Origin of the sequence: Pedobacter terrestris, from assembly GCF_052343045.1 — a bacterium.
In the GTDB taxonomy this organism is placed as follows: domain Bacteria; phylum Bacteroidota; class Bacteroidia; order Sphingobacteriales; family Sphingobacteriaceae; genus Pedobacter.
Map to the genome: position 1 here is coordinate 809,514 of NZ_CP180264.1, position 16,560 is coordinate 826,073.

The 16,560-nt window shown below is 37.5% G+C and carries 15 protein-coding genes; 1 reads left to right on the plus strand and 14 read right to left on the minus strand.

Going from position 1 to position 16,560, the window contains the following annotated elements; genetic code table 11:
* Nucleotides 1-98: 98 nt before the first annotated feature.
* The 14 genes from ACJVDH_RS03505 to ACJVDH_RS03570 all read right to left on the minus strand — a co-directional run bounded on the left by ACJVDH_RS03505 (nt 99) and on the right by ACJVDH_RS03570 (nt 13,686).
* A complete protein-coding gene (locus ACJVDH_RS03505) occupies nt 99-1,961 on the minus strand; it encodes a 7TM diverse intracellular signaling domain-containing protein (RefSeq protein WP_443946190.1) in 1,863 nt (620 codons plus the stop codon).
* A gap of 152 nt (nt 1,962-2,113) precedes the next feature.
* On the minus strand, nt 2,114-3,427 hold the full coding sequence (locus ACJVDH_RS03510; RefSeq protein WP_443946191.1) for a sensor histidine kinase: 1,314 nt from the start codon (nt 3,425-3,427) through the stop codon (nt 2,114-2,116).
* Between the two features lie 23 nt (nt 3,428-3,450).
* Entirely contained in the window at nt 3,451-4,128 is a 678-nt protein-coding gene (locus tag ACJVDH_RS03515; RefSeq protein ID WP_443946192.1) for a response regulator transcription factor, read from the minus strand.
* Nucleotides 4,129-4,183: 55 nt separating this feature from the next.
* Entirely contained in the window at nt 4,184-5,392 is a 1,209-nt protein-coding gene (locus ACJVDH_RS03520; RefSeq protein ID WP_443946193.1) for an aspartate aminotransferase family protein, read from the minus strand.
* 28 nt (nt 5,393-5,420) lie between these two features.
* Entirely contained in the window at nt 5,421-6,140 is a 720-nt protein-coding gene (locus ACJVDH_RS03525; RefSeq protein ID WP_443946194.1) for a LytR/AlgR family response regulator transcription factor, read from the minus strand.
* Between the two features lie 248 nt (nt 6,141-6,388).
* Entirely contained in the window at nt 6,389-6,820 is a 432-nt protein-coding gene (locus tag ACJVDH_RS03530; protein WP_443946195.1) for a hypothetical protein, read from the minus strand.
* Between the two features lie 4 nt (nt 6,821-6,824).
* Complete coding sequence (locus ACJVDH_RS03535; protein WP_443946196.1) at nt 6,825-7,478, minus strand: hypothetical protein; 654 nt, start codon at nt 7,476-7,478, stop codon at nt 6,825-6,827.
* Nucleotides 7,479-7,511: 33 nt separating this feature from the next.
* Nucleotides 7,512-8,072 (minus strand): RNA polymerase sigma factor, encoded by a 561-nt coding sequence (locus tag ACJVDH_RS03540; RefSeq protein WP_443946197.1) that lies wholly within the window; start codon nt 8,070-8,072, stop codon nt 7,512-7,514.
* Between the two features lie 127 nt (nt 8,073-8,199).
* Complete coding sequence (locus tag ACJVDH_RS03545; RefSeq protein ID WP_443946198.1) at nt 8,200-9,159, minus strand: transketolase family protein; 960 nt, start codon at nt 9,157-9,159, stop codon at nt 8,200-8,202.
* A gap of 122 nt (nt 9,160-9,281) precedes the next feature.
* Nucleotides 9,282-10,127 (minus strand): transketolase, encoded by an 846-nt coding sequence (locus ACJVDH_RS03550; RefSeq protein WP_443946199.1) that lies wholly within the window; start codon nt 10,125-10,127, stop codon nt 9,282-9,284.
* A 57-nt stretch (nt 10,128-10,184) separates the two neighbouring features.
* Nucleotides 10,185-10,649 (minus strand): thioredoxin-dependent thiol peroxidase, encoded by a 465-nt coding sequence (bcp, locus tag ACJVDH_RS03555; RefSeq protein WP_443946200.1) that lies wholly within the window; start codon nt 10,647-10,649, stop codon nt 10,185-10,187.
* Nucleotides 10,650-10,773: 124 nt separating this feature from the next.
* The gene (locus ACJVDH_RS03560; RefSeq protein ID WP_443946201.1) at nt 10,774-12,510 is read right to left on the minus strand and encodes a M23 family metallopeptidase; all 1,737 of its coding nucleotides are present in this window, start codon (nt 12,508-12,510) and stop codon (nt 10,774-10,776) included.
* 3 nt (nt 12,511-12,513) lie between these two features.
* The gene (locus ACJVDH_RS03565; RefSeq protein WP_443946202.1) at nt 12,514-13,125 is read right to left on the minus strand and encodes a fumarylacetoacetate hydrolase family protein; all 612 of its coding nucleotides are present in this window, start codon (nt 13,123-13,125) and stop codon (nt 12,514-12,516) included.
* Nucleotides 13,126-13,203: 78 nt separating this feature from the next.
* A complete protein-coding gene (locus ACJVDH_RS03570; protein ID WP_443947597.1) occupies nt 13,204-13,686 on the minus strand; it encodes a T9SS type A sorting domain-containing protein in 483 nt (160 codons plus the stop codon).
* A 231-nt stretch (nt 13,687-13,917) separates the two neighbouring features.
* On the opposite strand from ACJVDH_RS03570, the gene ACJVDH_RS03575 reads away from it, so the two are divergent.
* Entirely contained in the window at nt 13,918-15,876 is a 1,959-nt protein-coding gene (locus ACJVDH_RS03575) for a KUP/HAK/KT family potassium transporter (RefSeq protein WP_443946203.1), read from the plus strand.
* The last annotated feature ends 684 nt before the right edge of the window (nt 15,877-16,560 follow it).

Genomic DNA, 16,560 nt, shown 5'->3' on the forward strand with positions numbered 1-16,560 from the left:
AATCGCACAAATGGAATAGTTGGGCGGTATGAAAATGATACGCTTAAATACCGATCAATTTTGATTGGATAAAAAACAAAAAATACTTTATTGCAGTGCTAAGATTCGATTACAAGCTGGCTCCATCCATTTTTTCCACTTTTCTTGAGCACTTTTTTCCGGTCTTCCATTACTTTTTTTATGCGGCTTCCGAAGGTCCAGCAAGTACTCTGGCGAATAGAAAGTAATTCCGATAATTTATGAGATGAAATTTTTCCTTTAGATGAATAAATCAGAAAAATCATATAAAAGGCCTTATTAATCGGAATCCTTGTGCCGTGGAAGATGGTGTATGTGGTCACAGATTCCTCATAGCCACATTTGCTGCAACGCCGGCTATTTAAAATATGCCCGCTAAAATAATGTGCATTGTTGCATTTCTTGCATTGATAACCTTTTGCCCATTTTAAATCGGCTAAAAAGTTATAACAACTTTCTTTGTCCGGATAAATTCTGCTAAACTCTTCAAAATCTACTTCCGTATTCATTACGCGATCAAGACTTACCCGTTCTACACTCGTTTGCAGTTCTTCATTGTCCTGCTCAAGCAAAACATTCATTCTTGAAATTTCTTCAGCCTGCTGTTGAAGTAATGCATTTGCTTCTTCCAGTGCGTGGTTTTTGCTCTCAATGATTAAGGATTTGTGGTAAACCTCTCGCGTACGTTCCTCTACCTTACTTTCCAGCTCCTGATTTAGCGTATCTTTGAGCTTGGCATTCAGCGCCATCTGCCGGATCATTTTATGCTGAGCCTTATCTTTTTTTATTTTTAGAATCCGGACCTTATCGCCAATGGCAAGCGATAAAAAAACCATTTCCAACACAAAACAGAAACTTAAACTATAATAACTCACTACGCCAAAATTTAACCATGATATGCCGAGCATAATGAGAAATTTTAGTGTGAAACCTAAAAAGAGAAAGCTGTAGCCCAATACAAAAAAACGTGCAGGCTGATACCCATTTTTGTAAATATAGATTCCCGTAAAAAAAGCAACAGATAGCGGAATGGCTTCGATAAATTTATAGCTGAATAAGGTTTGATCCAGGAAATAACTGTACACAAAAAATAAAAGCCGTAAAACAATTATACCAGCAATTAATTGATTGAGCTTTGGTGCTTTTGCCTTCACAAATAACAGTTCTTTGGTAAATAAAAGAGCAAAGATGCTGGTTGCACAAAGCGCAAAGGCATAAGAAACCTGGTTCCAGCCTGGCGCATTTGGCCAGAGATATTGATAGGCAATCCCATCAGAACTCATCTCAAAAAAACCTAAACTCAAATTATACAGTACGTAATACAAATATTGTTTTTGCCTGATGGCCAGAAACATAAGTAGGTTATAAAAGCTAAATACGAGAATCATTCCATAGAAAATTCCGAAATAGAAGTATTCATTCAATGCATAGGCAATAAACCATTCAGTGCTGCGCAGTACGATGATTACGTCTGATATTTGCGAAGACTTTATTTTGAAGTAGAAAATCTGTGTATCTTTCGAATGGTTCTCCAGCGGAATTTCGAAGTTTTTGTGGTTGATCAGCCGATGCCTGAATGGATTTGAATCACCCAGCTGCTCGATTTTATATCTGCCGTCTTTTTGAGGAACATAAGCGCTGATTTGGTCTATCGTCTGATCAAAAAACTCAAGCAAAAACGTTTTTTGTGCTTCGGGATTTGGTTGTATCCGAATTTTAAACCAATATGTTTTATCCAACAGAGTTGTTTGAGGCGTACTTTTTAAACTTGCTTTAAATCGTCCTGCTAGTTTTTTGCTCTTGACTTCATCAAACGACAGTTTCCCAGACGGATCTTCTAAAATTTCAATTTCCTTAAAGGTGAAAATGTGTTGGGGAACGGAATCCTGTATACTTACTACCGTTTGTGCGTTGGCAACAAATGCCGTCAGAAACGATAGCAAAGATACAAGACGAGTTATTTTTCTATACAAAGACGGCTCAAACATGGGTTTACAAATCTACAAAAAGGAATGGCTTTGCCGAAGTTAAATCCTTCAATGCGTGTAAGATCCCGCAAATTTGTTTTCTCTGTTCGTTAAATAACCAGAAAAACTTACTTTGATTGGAAGGTTAATGAAACATGTGTTCCTTCGTTTATTTCGGATTTAATGCCGATCTCTATTTCATGAAATTTTGCGATACTCTGTACTATTGCTAAGCCAAGTCCAAAACCGCTTTCTTCCGTATTTCCGCGTTTAAAACGATCGAAAGCATTTTCCACCAGTGCTTTGCTCATGCCAGTACCGCTATCTGAAATGGTTAGTATATAATCGTGATGTGAATATTGGCCATTCACCTTAATTAATCCATTTTCAACATTGTACTTTATAGCGTTGTTAACGATGTTAACCAAAAGTGTGTGGATCAGCGCTTGGTTTCCTTTAAAATAAAAATCGCCATCTATTTTGGTTTCGTAACGAATGTTTTTATCCAATATACGATCTTCCAAATCTTCGTAGATATCGCTCAATTCCTGGTTTAGATTTATTTCTTCGGTTTTGAGATATTGATTGTTTTCAACTTTTGATATCAATAGCAAGCTGTTGATGATCAGTTTTAAACGGTTTAATGTTTTTAAAGATGCGTATATTTTATTTTCGTGATCTGCCGGTATTTCCGGTGTATTCAACATATTTTCAAAACGCGTACTCAGTATAGAAATTGGCGTAAGCAACTCATGAGAAACGTTGGCAATAAACTGCTTTTCCAGTGTGAAAAGCGTATTAATTTTGCGCATGAGCAGATTGATACTGTTGTCTAAAAGCCTGAAATCGTCTGTGTTGGTGGGAATATTTTCGTAATCAAAATGACTGGGATCATCAACTTTGTTGAGTTTTTTATCAATTATCTGATAAAAGGGGCGCAGCAAAAAAGTAGAAAAGGTAAAATCGGCAATGAGTGTAAAAAACAAAGCAACAACAAGAACCACCAACATATAGAAACGAATAGAGTTTTTAATAGACTCTAAGGCCGTCATGGTTTCGCCGATTTCCAAATTGTACCAATTTGTGTGGTATTTAAACTTATAATTTAGAATTCGGTAAAATTCTATGTCGCCTTCAATTTCCCGCCTTTCAGTATTTATTGACAAGGTCGAGTCGGGTTGATTGTCTGGAATGTCGGTTAGGATAATAAATTCTTCTTTAAGAATATTGTAATCCGTAAAGGATTCTTCATTATTCAGTAAGCTGTCAATCTCTTTATTATTCAGGCTTTCAATGATTTTGCTTTTTTTCTTTAAAATCCTGCTATCCAGTTGATTGTAAGCCAGTCGGTTTAGTGAAAAAAGAATAATTGCGCCTAAAACTACAATGATGGTAATCTTTGTGATGGCATTGTAAAGAGAAAATTTGACCTGTAATTTCATGCCGGTAATATGAAAACGAACAACTAGCAATTAATACGATAACCAATACTACGTACGGTTTCAAACCAATCAATCTGATTTACCAAAGCAAGCTTTTTCCGAAGGTTTTTAACATGTACATCAACAAAGTTAGAGTCAGAATTGACTTCTAAAATATCGCCCCAGACGTGTTCTGTCAAACTCATACGAGATACCACCCGGTTTTTATTCAAAACCAGATAATTGAAAATTTCAAATTCTTTTTTGGTTAGGTTTAACCGCTCATCTCCAAATGAAACTGTTCTGTTTTGAATATTTAGTAGAAAGTTATGGATGCTGATTTCATTTTTATCCAGTTTGTGTTTCCGCCGGATAATGGCGTGCATCCTGGCCAGCAATTCATTTAATGAAAATGGTTTTGGTAAATAATCGTCAGCACCTTCATCCAAACCTTTTATACGGTCATCAACAGTACTTCTGGCGGTTAAGATAATAACGGCATCATCACGATTTTCCAAACGTTTAAGCTGTTTTAGAACGTCAAATCCATCGCCATCAGGCAATCCCAGATCAAGGAGGATAAAATCATAATTGTTAACAAAAATTTTTTCTTCTGCCGATGATTTTTTCCAGGCGTGCTCTACAATAAACCCTTCTTTGCTCAGAAATTCATCCATTTCTAAAGCCAGGCTTTTTTCATCTTCAACAATAAGTACGTTCATTTTAGTTCCGGTTTTGAGTATCGGGTAGTCAGGATTTGTTTTAAGCAGTACAAATTTACTTTATGTCTTCGGCTGCTTTCATTACTAAATTAATATTTTTTAAGACAATAGAACAGGCTTCTTCAATTTCTTCGTTGCTGATGATTAAAGGCGGTGCAATTCGCATAGAATTGCTGCAATGTAAAAACCAGTCGGACAATACGCCATCTAAAATACAGGCATCTATTATTTTTTTGTTGATTTCAAAACTTTCAAATTCAACCGCCAGCATTAGTCCTTTACCACGGATTTCTTTAATTGCCGGATGTTGGAGCAGTTTTTTAAACAATTGTCCTTTCTCTTCAACCTGTTCTACAATGTTCTGATCTACTAAAGTTCTCAAAGTGGCGAGACCTGCAGCACAGCATACCGGATGGCCGCCAAAGGTTGTCATATGACCAAGAATTGGAGAATGGGAGAGTACCGACATAATTTCTAGTGAACTGATAAAAGCACCGATAGGCATGCCACCGCCAATGCCTTTTGCCAGTAACAATACGTCCGGAATGATGTCAAAATGTTGAAAGGCAAACATTTTGCCGCTTCTTCCAAAGCCAGATTGTATTTCATCAAAAATTAGTAAAGTTCCCGTTTCTGAACATTTAGCGCGGAGCGCTTTCATATAGCCTATATCGGCAACACGGATTCCGGCTTCTCCCTGGATGGGTTCGATAAAAACAGCGGCAATTTTGGTAGTAATCTTTTCCAAATCACTAATGTTGTTGTGTGCTATGAAATCAACATTCGGTAGAAATGGGCCATATCCAGATGAGTAGAAGTCGCTTTCCATTAAGCTTTCTGCACCTTGCGTACTGCCGTGATACGCATTTTTACAGGCAATAAATCCTTTTCTGCCGGTGTAACGCTTGGCCAGTTTCATGGCACCTTCTACAGCTTCAGTTCCAGAGTTCAGAAAATACGTACAGCTTAAAGATGGCGGTAAAATATCAGCTAAAGCCTTAGCAAAATTAACCTGCGGACTTTGGACATATTCGCCGTAAACCATTAGATGCATGTAGGTTTCTGCCTGTTTCTGTATGGCTTTTACCACCAATGGATGGCAGTGTCCAACATTGCTTACGCCAATACCAGCAATTAGATCAAGATGTTTTTTGCCGGATGAATCAAAAATGTAAACACCTTTTGCCCGAACAAATTCGAGCAAAAGTGGTTCTGGTGAAGTTTGTGCATTATGTTGTAGAAATAATTGACGTTGAGTAAGCATGGCGCAAAAATACGCAAAGCAGCTCAAATCATATTTCCGAAAGTTCGTTTTTATAAATTTTCTCCAAAAAATAGTTTTTGTAGTTTCTACCGATTGGAATTTTATAGCCTTCTTTCAGTACAATATGTTTCGATTGTACTTCAATAATCAAATCTTCTGCTACAATAAATGAATGATGGCAGCGAATAAAACCATTGTTTTCTGCTAAAACCTGCAAACGTTGAAGGGTATCGTAAACCTGTATACTTTCCGCCTGAGTATGTATTTTAATATAATTGCCGAAACCCTCAATGTACATGATTTCGCGGTAGCGGATTCTGGAAACTTTGCGTTTCGCTTTTGCCTGTTTTACAATCAGATATCTAGACTTGTCGTCTTCTACAAGGTGCAATTTATTTTCTACACCAACTATTTTTTGCAGTGTATTGGTAAATTTGGAAAAAGGAAAGGGTTTAAGCAGGTAACCATCGGCATCTATAGGGGTTTTCAGTTGGTTTTTAAAGCTGGTTATTAAGATCAGTTTGGAGACTTTTTTTCTGAACTGCGCAGAAATTTCCATGCCATTTGCTTCAGGCATTTCTATGTCAACAAAGACAATGTCTATATGATCCAGTTTTTGGATTTCTTTTAAAGCTGTAAGCGGATTTGTAAACGTTTTGAGGAGTTTAAGATCAGGCGTTAAGCTGATATAATCCTTTAAAATTTCCAATGAAGAGAAATCATCATCAATTGCTATGCATGTATACATATTAAAAAAGTTTAAACTTTTTAATTAATTGAGGATGACTTTGCTAAAATATTAGTTTTAAATTAGAATCACAATTTCTTAATATCGAAAAAATAAAAAAACATTATCCTTTCAGGTTATCTGGTTCATTTTTAGACTGTTTTGTGGACTGGTAATCATGACAAAATAAGGCAAAACTTTTGGTAGACAAATCCAAAGCCAGTTGAATAATTGCAAAAAAAAAGACCAGCATATTTGCTGATCTTTTTTTACTGCTTTCTATATCGGTTCAGGAGTTCCCTTTTAAAAGCTTCCTCTGCCCGATAGTACTTGCCGACAACTTTTATCGGCAGTGCCGATTTTAATTTATAATAATATTTTTTTTCAAGATTAAGGTCTTTCTGTCTGATGTCAAATTCACTGGTAATCAGGCTTTGCACCTGAGCATCTGTCAAATTATCGATCTCGGCCACTTTTCGGAATGAGATCATTTTCTGCGCACGTTCTTTGCGTAAACTTTGATGTTCAGCCTGCATATCGTTGTAGATTGGCCAGAATATTTTAGCTTCCTCCGGAGAAAGATCAAGTTTCTGAGTGAAATACGCAATTTTAAAAGATTCAATTTCTTCTGCCTTTGGGCGTTGGGCCAAAACTACTGATGGCAGTAGCAGAATTAAAAGTGCGAGAAATAAGTTTTTCATTTTTTTAGTTATTTAAAGCCTGAGACAAATCGTTAGAAGAGAAATTACTCAGGATGTAGTTTTCCATTTCTGTATCTGAGGCAGAAATTTTATTTGTATTTGTTGTGGTTTGCTGTGCTTCAAGATGTTCGATAATCATACCTTCATCAATATCATACAGTATTTGTTCATTACCTAAATCGACCCTTTCCGCAACGTTAGGCACCGTCGATGAATTGTTCTGATAAAAGAATACACCGAAAGATGCTATAATTAAAAAACAAGCTGCGCTGGCAAACTTAATCATTCTACTGCTCCATAGTTTTACTACTTTCGCTTCTGATTTTGGTGTTTCTGCTGCAATTTTTGCCTGGATTCTGCTTTGTAAAGTATCAAAATAATGCTCAGGTAAACCGAAAGCTTGCTGAGCGTTGCGTTTTTCCAAAAGAGAAATTTGAATAAGAATACGCTCCGTTAACTCTTCAAAATAATTTTCTGGAATGTCAAAATGTTCTCTCTTGGTTTTTTCTTTTAACTGTTCAAGAAAAACTGAAGAATGAATATCTGCGCTACTACTTTCAAAATAGGCATCGGGAACGACAAAAGGATTGCGCTTTTTCATTGATGCAAGTACGGGTGCATCGTTTATCCAATCGTTATTTACTAAATTTTCATTCATCACAGATATATGATACAATTAATAGAAAAAGGTTTAATAGTCAATTTCATCATTTGTAATAAAAGCTTCTATTTTTTTTGCCGCGATGTGAAATGAAGCTTTTAAAGCGCCAACAGACGTGCCTAAAACCTCAGATATTTCATCATATTTCATATCGTCAAAATATTTCATGTTGAAAATAATGCGTTGTTTCTCAGGTAGCGTTAATATCGCTTTCTGGAGTTTAAGCTCAAGCTTATCTCCGTTAAAATAAGATGAAGCTACCAGATTTTCAGCGAGCTCTGATGAAACTTCATCCAAAGGTGTGTTGTTTCGCTGTTTTTGTTTGTTGAGAAAGGTGATGGCTTCATTCGTGGCAATGCGATAAATCCAAGTGTACAATTGGGAATCGCTTCTGAATTTATCCAGGTTTTTCCACACTTTAACAAACACTTCCTGAATGAGGTCATCACAGTCGTCATGGTTCAGTACCAATCTTCTGATGTGCCAGTAAATTTTCTGCTGATATTTTTTTAAAAGCAGATTAAAAGCCTCGTTACGCGTACTCTCGACGGCAAACTTTTCCAGAATTTCTGAATCTTCTACTTGTTTCATCGAGATTTTTTAATGGCCGGTTGGAATAGTTATACCAATAGGCTTTCCGTTAATAGTTAAAATACAAAAGGCACAAAAACCACCAAGACGCATCTTCGTGATTTTTGTGCCTCTGTACTTATTTATTTTATGCTTTCTTTCTGCCAATTACTTTTTGTGCAGCTTCAACAATGTTTACTGCATCCAAACCGTATTTTGACATGAGTTGATCAGGTGTTCCGCTTTCTCCGAAAGTATCATTTGTAGCTACAAATTCTTGTGGAGTTGGCAACTCTGTTGTCAATAACCGTGCAACACTTTCGCCTAAACCACCAAATTTATTGTGCTCTTCGCAAGTTACCACACAACCTGTTTTCTTTACCGATTTTAAGATCGCTTCGTCATCCAAAGGTTTAATGGTGTGGATATTTATAATTTCGGCATCAATTCCCAATTCAGCAAGTTTTTCACCAGCTTCGATTGCTTTCCAAACCATGTGGCCTGTAGCGATAATGGTTACGTCAGTACCTTCATTTACCATCCATGCTTTTCCAATTTCAAACTTCTGATCCGGATCTGTAAATACAGGAATAACCGGACGGCCGAAACGTAAATAAACCGGACCTTCATATTCTGCAATGGCCAAAGTAGCTGCTTTAGTTTGATTGTAATCGCAAGGATTGATTACGACCATGCCAGGCAACATTTTCATTAAACCAATATCTTCCAAAATTTGGTGTGTTGCACCATCTTCGCCTAAAGTCAAGCCCGCGTGTGAAGCACAGATTTTTACGTTTTTATTTGAATAGGCAACCGATTGGCGGATTTGATCGTAAACACGACCAGTAGAGAAGTTGGCGAAAGTTCCGGTGAAAGGAATTTTTCCACCAATGGTCATACCTGCTGCAATACCAATCATATTTGCTTCGGCAATACCTACTTGTGTAAAGCGTTCGGGAAAATCCTTAATGAAGGCATCCATTTTAAGCGAGCCAACCAAATCAGCACATAAGGCTACAACGTTTTCATTCTTTTTTCCTGCTTCATGTAAGCCGGCGCCAAATCCTGAACGTGTATCTTTTTTTTCTGTATATGTGTATTTTTTCACGTCTTTAATGTTTTTATTTGAGGGTGTTCAAGCTTGCTTCGCAGGTTTTCATAACCCCAAACCCCTAAAGGGGCTTTTTTGTTAATGTGAAATTTAAAATTTTAATTTCCCCTTTTAGAGGATTAATAGTCGCCCAATGTTTCTGGCAATTGTGCCAATGCGGCTGCAAGTTGCTCATCATTAGGTGCTGTACCGTGCCATTTGTGGGAACCCATCATATAATCTACACCAGCACCCATTTGTGTGCTCATTAAATTCAAGATTGGTTTACCTTTGCCAGCTAAAGTTTTCGCATAATGTAAACCCTCTACAATGGCTTGCATATCGTTACCATCAGTATTGATTACGTGCCATCCAAAAGCTTCAAATTTATCCTGCAAACTATCTAAAGACAAAACCTTGTTTGTAGGTCCGTCAATTTGTTGACCATTGTAATCAACGGTACAAATCAAATGATCTACTTTGTGGAAAGGCGCAAACATTGCCGCTTCCCAGTTTTGACCTTCCTGTAGTTCGCCATCGCCATGCAAAGAGAATACGAAAGATTTATCGCCGTTAAGCTTTTTGGTTAATGCTGCACCAATTGCTACAGACATACCTTGGCCTAACGAGCCAGAAGCTATACGGATTCCTGGTAAATGCTCATGCGTGGTTGGGTGTCCTTGTAATCTGGAATCCAACTTACGGAAGGTAGCCAATTCACTTTTGTCAAAATAACCTGAGTGTGCAAGCGTGCTATACCATACTGGCGAAATGTGGCCATTAGAAAGAAAGAATAAATCTTCTCCAACGCCATCCATACTAAATTCTTTGTTGTGATTTAAAACCTCAAAATATAAGGCAGTAAAAAAATCGGCGCAACCTAATGAACCGCCTGGGTGACCAGATTGGCATCCGTGAACCATTCTTACGATATCTCGTCTGATTTGCGAGGCAATATCTTCTAGCTCTTTAATTGTATGTTTCATTAAAATACGAGGTTGTTGTTACATAGCAAAGTTAATATTTTACTTGCTATATCATAATTACTTGTTGATTAAATCGAGTACTTGTTGAGTAGCATTTTTTGTGTCTACTTTTTTGATAATGTGCGCAATTTTACCTTCTCCATTAATGATGAATGTAGTGCGCACAGTGCCCATATATTTTTTTCCATACATGTTTTTTTCTGCCCATACACCGTAATCATTTACGATTTTTTGATCGGTATCTGCAAGCAATGTAAAAGGCAAGCTGTGTTTAGTAATGAATTTTTGATGCGATTTTTCATCATCTACGCTTACGCCTAAAACCACAATATCCTGAGCCTGCAAGCCCTGGTAATTGTCTCGAAAATCGCAGGCCTCGGCTGTACAACCTGGCGTATCGTCTTTCGGGTAAAAATAAAGTACTACGGTTTTTCCGCTATAGTCGCTTAGCGAAATTTCACTGCCGTTTTGGTCTTTTGATTGAATTGCAGGTGCCTGATCACCTTCTTTTAATTCGGCCATATGTATTAGGATTGAATTTTTTTGTATGTTAACACTGAATGTGCAATTTAAACAGTTCGGTTGTAATACTGTTTAAGCTTGTTTAAAATATGACAATGGAAAGTTTTACAAACAATGAAACGGTTTACCGGTAAAAATTAATTTTGAAACGTTTGGCGTTGTCTTTTGCATCTGCCACAATAAGCTCTAATGTATGTTTTCCTGAAGTGGTGCGTTCATCAAAACTATGCCATAGCGTAGCAGTTTTGGTATCAAATTCCATCAGTACCCATTGTCCGTCTACGTAACCGTTAAAGCTTTTAATTCCTGATAGATTATCGCTAATCCGGAAAGTCATTTTAGAAATGCCTTTCATGCTTTTACCTTCGGTAACATTTAAAGGTACAATCCTTGGCGAAACTGTGTCTGTTGCGATGTAAAAACTCCCAAAATTTTTCGGTGTGGCTTTTACATAACCATCTTCGTAAATGCCACCCTGATTAGATCCGCCGGTGCTTACTATAACGGCTTTACTGCGCAAATTTTCAGGGAGGTTATCCGCTTTAATCCATAAATTGAAACCTACATGTAAAGGAGTATATCGGTTTTGAAGCTGATGTATTTCAGACCAGGCATTGCCACTTGGTTTAGGTAATTTTTTATAGTTAAAAACTAAATCGTTGTAAAGTGTGCCTTTCGGGAAAATTACTTTTATATCTGGTGTATTGTATTCGTTTACCTGATTGTAGGAAAAAATTGTTCCCGCTGGTGCGGCAACCGGCGCAACAACCGCTGCAGAACCCGCATTTACAGTGAAAGGCAAAACAGACGAGTTGCCTTTTGCATCGGTTATGATATAACGCAGCTCATGTTTGGCGCCATCATTAAACGTAACTCTACCATTATTAATCAGATTGCTATAAATCTGAAGTGGATTTCCGGGATCAACAAAACTTTTCTGTATACTTCTTTTCGTGTTCAGGTAGGCTGGATAATCGATGTGTGAATTGATGGCTTTACTGTTCTCAAAAGCAAAACGTTCCAGCGCAGAGGTAAAAATCACTTTGCCATCCAGTTCAAGCTGAATAGAATAAACACCATTGGTGCCAGACATTCCATTATGACGATCTGTAGTTACAATTCCAAAACCCACTTCTCCAGTTAAGCTCAAAGGGGCATTCGTTTTGTATTGGCCGTTTGCACCAGAAATTGGGATGGCATCTTTCTGCGTAAACTCATTAAATGTTTTGCCATTTAGGCGATATACATACAAGCCGTGAATTACCGGCGGAATATTATCTGGAATATTGATACCAAAAAACTGTGGATTTATAGTTTCTTCGGTTTTGGTATCGCGGATTTCGAAATGCAAATGCGGCCCTCCAGAACTTCCACGGTTTCCAGACCAAGCAATAATATCACCTTTGTGTACCGGAATAAGTGTGGCATCAGGAAATTCATCAATCTCAAATGATTTTTTTTCGTATTCCAGATCTTTTACAATTCTGGCAATTTTCGGCGCGAAACGCTGAAGATGTCCATATACTGTCGTAAAGCCATTTGGATGATTGATGTAAAGCGCCTGTCCAAATCCGCTATTCTGAACTCTTAATCTGGAAATATAGCCATCTGCAACCGCATACACCGGATAGCCTTCCCGTTGGTTTGTTCTAAAATCTACACCAGAGTGGAAATGGTTGGCGCGGATTTCGCCGAAAGAACCGGCAAGGGCAGGAGGTGTAATATCTAAAGGCTGCCTGAAATCGGTTATCGGGTATTTATTTTTACTGAATATCTGCTGACTAAAGCTTTTGTTAAAACAGAAAAGCAAAAAAACGGATAGGGAGATTCTAAAAAAAGTCAGGATTGAGGATTTAATCATTCGCTATTTAACATCAAAATTTAAGAGTTGTTTTCCTTCAAGCCAAGCTTCAATTTTATCGCCTTGCTCTGTTTTTCCAACACCTTCCGGTGTTCCGGTAAAAATGAGATCGCCTTTTTTAAGTGTAATGTACTGAGATACAAAACTTATTATCTTCTCGAACGAGAAGAGTAAATCCTTAGTATTCCCATTCTGCCGGGTTTCTCCATTTACTTTCAATTCGAAATTCAGATTGTAAAGGTTTTCAAAATCGGTTTTAGGCTGAAATAGGCTTATTGGTGCAGAGTTGTCAAAACTTTTGGCAAGTTCCCAGGGAAGTCCTTTTTCCTTGTGTTTACTTTGGATATCGCGGGCAGTAAAGTCTATGCCCAAACCAATTTCATCAAAATAATTTGATGCGAACTTCTCTGCAATATGTTTACCTTCTTTGCAAATTTTCAGAACAACTTCGCATTCAAAGTGAACATCTTTAGAAAACTCTGGTAAATAAAATGGTTTGTTGTCTTTTAAAACCGCTGTATCCGGTTTCATAAATATTACCGGAAGAGTTGGTATAGGGTTGTTTAATTCTTTTGCATGTTCCGCATAATTGCGGCCAATAGCTATAATTTTCATCTGTTTTCGAATATGGAAATGACACAATAAAGCGAGCCCGAAAGCTGCATCGAATCAAAAATAGAAAAGATATTGGTGTTATAAAACCGATATGCGTTTTACTTGGCTTTCGCCACCTGCTACAATGCGCAGAAAATAGATGCCAGGGTTTAACCGACTGGGAATGGTGAAGTTTCTAGTTTGCTCGCCAGCGTTTAGGCGTTCATTTGCTAAAGTGACTACTTCATTACCTAAAAGATCAATAATTTTAATAGTGGTTTGCGTACCATCTTTACCGATATTTAGTGTAACGTTTAACTGGTCTTCAACAGGATTTGGGTAAATCTTTAAAACGGTAAGCAACTTGTCTTTATTAATACTTACTCCTCCAGTTTTTGTTGAAGTTGTAGGAGTGCCAAATAAATTTGAACCTGCACCCGAAAAATAAAAAGGTTTATAAGGTTGAATATTGGCTTTAATGTCTGAAACTTTGCTGGTTTTTTTTGTCCTGTTTTTCAGACTGATTCGAATGCTATCTGATTGCTGAGCTGAAGCAAAATTAACCCCGCACAAAAAAACCATGCACAAGATGCAGCAAAGTTTTGTGAGGAACGTTATTTTAGCGTAAAGTTTCATCAAATTCGTAAACAAATGTATTAATTTAAAACAAAGAAATTAAACATTTTGTTTAAAAGCCATATTTTAACACAATTTAACAATACAGGTTTAAACAATAACTGTGCTAAAAAACACAATAATTTGGTTGTTAATTTGTTATAGTTGTTTACTTTTGCCGCACTAAAACATTAAGAAGTGTCAAGTCATAAAAATGTTAATGCATTAACAGCAAGCGGAGTTCTCATCAGTTTAGGTATAGTGTTCGGAGATATTGGAACATCACCATTGTACACGTTAAATGCGATATTCACCACTATTTTAGGTGGACATCAGAATATCAATCCATTAAATGTTCTTGGAGTACTTTCCTGTATCATTTGGACACTCACACTCCAAACTACCGTAAAGTATGTAATTATTACCCTTCGTGCCGATAATAAAGGAGAGGGCGGAATATTCTCTTTATTTTCTTTAGTACGTAAAAAAGCCAAATGGTTGGTGTTGCCTGCAATTATCGGAGGCTGTGCTTTATTGGCCGACGGGATCATCACGCCCAGTATCACGGTTACTTCTGCAATTGAGGGTTTAACGAAAAAATTCGATGTACCTGTTATACCTATTGTGATAACCATCCTCACGGTTCTGTTTATTATCCAACAGTTTGGTACTAATCTGGTAGGGAAGCTTTTTGGCCCGGTTATGTTTGTCTGGTTTGCCGTTCTCGGTGTACTCGGTGTTTCTTTTATTATTAAAGATTTTAGCATATTAAAAGCTTTCAATCCTTATTATGCCATCCATCTACTGACAACAAATAATCTTGCCTTTTTAATCCTTGGAGGTGTGTTCTTGTGTACAACCGGGGCAGAAGCTTTATATTCTGATTTAGGTCATTGCGGTAGAAATAACATTCGCACAAGTTGGATTTTTGTAAAGCTTACCTTAATTCTGAATTATCTGGGACAAGGCGTTTGGATTTTGCAAAATAGCAGCACCTATGTGCCGGGTGCAAAAATGAATCCATTTTTCCAGATTGTACCTGATCAGTTTCAGATTACGATGGTAATTCTGGCAACAATGGCGGCCGTAATTGCAAGTCAGGCTTTGATCAGCGGGTCTTTTACATTAATTGCCGAGGCGGTGAGGTTAAACCTCTGGCCGAAAATACGTATCGTTTATCCATCGGTTTCAAAAGGTCAGCTGTACGTCCCTTCAATAAACTGGATGCTGTGGATTGGCTGCTGCGGGATTGTTTTCCTGTTTGAAAAATCTGAAAAGATGGATGCGGCTTATGGTTTGTCTATCACCATCGCAATGCTGATGACCACCATTCTAGTGAGTTTTTACTTACGAAGCAGGAGATTGCCAAAATATATTATCGCCACATTTTTCTTAACGTACGTAGTTATTGAAGGCACTTTCTTAATTAGTAATTTAACTAAATTTTTGCATGGCGGATGGGTAACTGTAATGATTGGTTCGTTATTGTTTACCATTATGTGGAGCTGGTTTGTAGCCCGGAAGATAAAAAACAGATTTGTAAAATATGTTGAAATAGAGGATTACTATCAAATTCTAAGTGAACTGAGCAATGATGAAAGTGTTCCGAAATATTCATCTCAACTCGTTTATCTTACCAGTGCAAATTTTAAAACGGAAATAGAATCTAAAATTATCTATTCCATTATACAAAAAGAACCAAAACGGGCTGATGTATATTGGCTGGTGCACGTAGATGTTATGGACGAGCCATATACTATGGATTATAAAGTTGAATTTTTGATTCCCGGCAAACTCATTCGCATCGATTTCAAACTCGGTTTTAGAGTAGAACAACGTGTTAATTTGCTGTATAGAAAGGTTGTTGAAGAATTGGTTAAAAATGGAGAAGTGGATATTACAAGTCAGTATACTTCCCTAAATAAACATAAAATAGCAGGAGATTTCAGATTCGTCTTATTGGAAAAGCACCTTTCTAAATTTACCAAGCTGAGTTTGTATGAACGCACAATTATGGATTATTATTTTGTTCTTAAACGCTTGAGTTTATCTGAGGAAAGAAGTTTTGGATTAGACAGTAGTTATGTAGATGTCGAAAAAGTTCCTTTGATCTTTGTTACTCCTGATGATATTGAACTTCATAGGTTAGCCGTTTAAATGCTTAAGAATATTCTAATTCTGGTTGCAGTTTTGTTTTTTCTGGCTGGCCCAACGAGTAAAGTAATGCATTTGCCTGTTGGCAACGTCGGCCTTTACCTGTCGGTTGTAGGATTGCTGTTCCTAAGTGCAGTTCCTTTTATAAAATCAAAGTAGTTCTTCTATCGCATCAAGATTTATTTGTGTTTAGCCTATTGGTGGTGCGGACACCTACCAGTAGGAAACCTCTATCGGGTTGGTGTCTTCACCGACCGAAATCTGGTATAAGTAAGTATGTGCTGGTGGGTGGGGACACCAGCCAGTAGGAAACCTCTATCTGTTGGTGTCTTCACCGACCGAAATCTGGCATAGGTAAGTATGTGCTGGTCGGTGGGGACACCAACCAGTAGGAAACCTCTATCTGTTGGTGTCTTCACCGACCGAAATCTGGCATAGGTAAGTATATGCTGGTCGGTGAGGACACCAATCAGTAGGAAACCTCTATCGGTTGGTGTCTTCACCGACCGAAATCTGGCATAGGTAAGTATATGCTGGTCGGTGAGGACACCAATCAGTAGGAAACCTCTATCGGTTGGTGTCTTCACCGACCGAAATCTGGTATAGGTAAGTATGTGCTGGTGGGTGGGAACACCAACCAGTAGGAAACCTCTATCGGTTGGTATCTTTATCAACCGAAATCTGGTA

Coding starts and splice junctions, on each gene's coding strand:
- ACJVDH_RS03520 (WP_443946193.1), bottom strand. CDS start 5,392: ATGCTTACTCAACGTCAATTATTTCTACAACATAATGCACAAACTTCA.
- ACJVDH_RS03565 (WP_443946202.1), bottom strand. CDS start 13,125: ATGAAAATTATAGCTATTGGCCGCAATTATGCGGAACATGCAAAAGAA.
- ACJVDH_RS03510 (WP_443946191.1), bottom strand. CDS start 3,427: ATGAAATTACAGGTCAAATTTTCTCTTTACAATGCCATCACAAAGATT.
- ACJVDH_RS03560 (WP_443946201.1), bottom strand. CDS start 12,510: ATGATTAAATCCTCAATCCTGACTTTTTTTAGAATCTCCCTATCCGTT.
- ACJVDH_RS03570 (WP_443947597.1), bottom strand. CDS start 13,686: ATGGTTTTTTTGTGCGGGGTTAATTTTGCTTCAGCTCAGCAATCAGAT.
- ACJVDH_RS03550 (WP_443946199.1), bottom strand. CDS start 10,127: ATGAAACATACAATTAAAGAGCTAGAAGATATTGCCTCGCAAATCAGA.
- bcp (WP_443946200.1), bottom strand. CDS start 10,649: ATGGCCGAATTAAAAGAAGGTGATCAGGCACCTGCAATTCAATCAAAA.
- ACJVDH_RS03530 (WP_443946195.1), bottom strand. CDS start 6,820: ATGAAAAACTTATTTCTCGCACTTTTAATTCTGCTACTGCCATCAGTA.
- ACJVDH_RS03540 (WP_443946197.1), bottom strand. CDS start 8,072: ATGAAACAAGTAGAAGATTCAGAAATTCTGGAAAAGTTTGCCGTCGAG.
- ACJVDH_RS03535 (WP_443946196.1), bottom strand. CDS start 7,478: ATGAATGAAAATTTAGTAAATAACGATTGGATAAACGATGCACCCGTA.
- ACJVDH_RS03525 (WP_443946194.1), bottom strand. CDS start 6,140: ATGTATACATGCATAGCAATTGATGATGATTTCTCTTCATTGGAAATT.
- ACJVDH_RS03515 (WP_443946192.1), bottom strand. CDS start 4,128: ATGAACGTACTTATTGTTGAAGATGAAAAAAGCCTGGCTTTAGAAATG.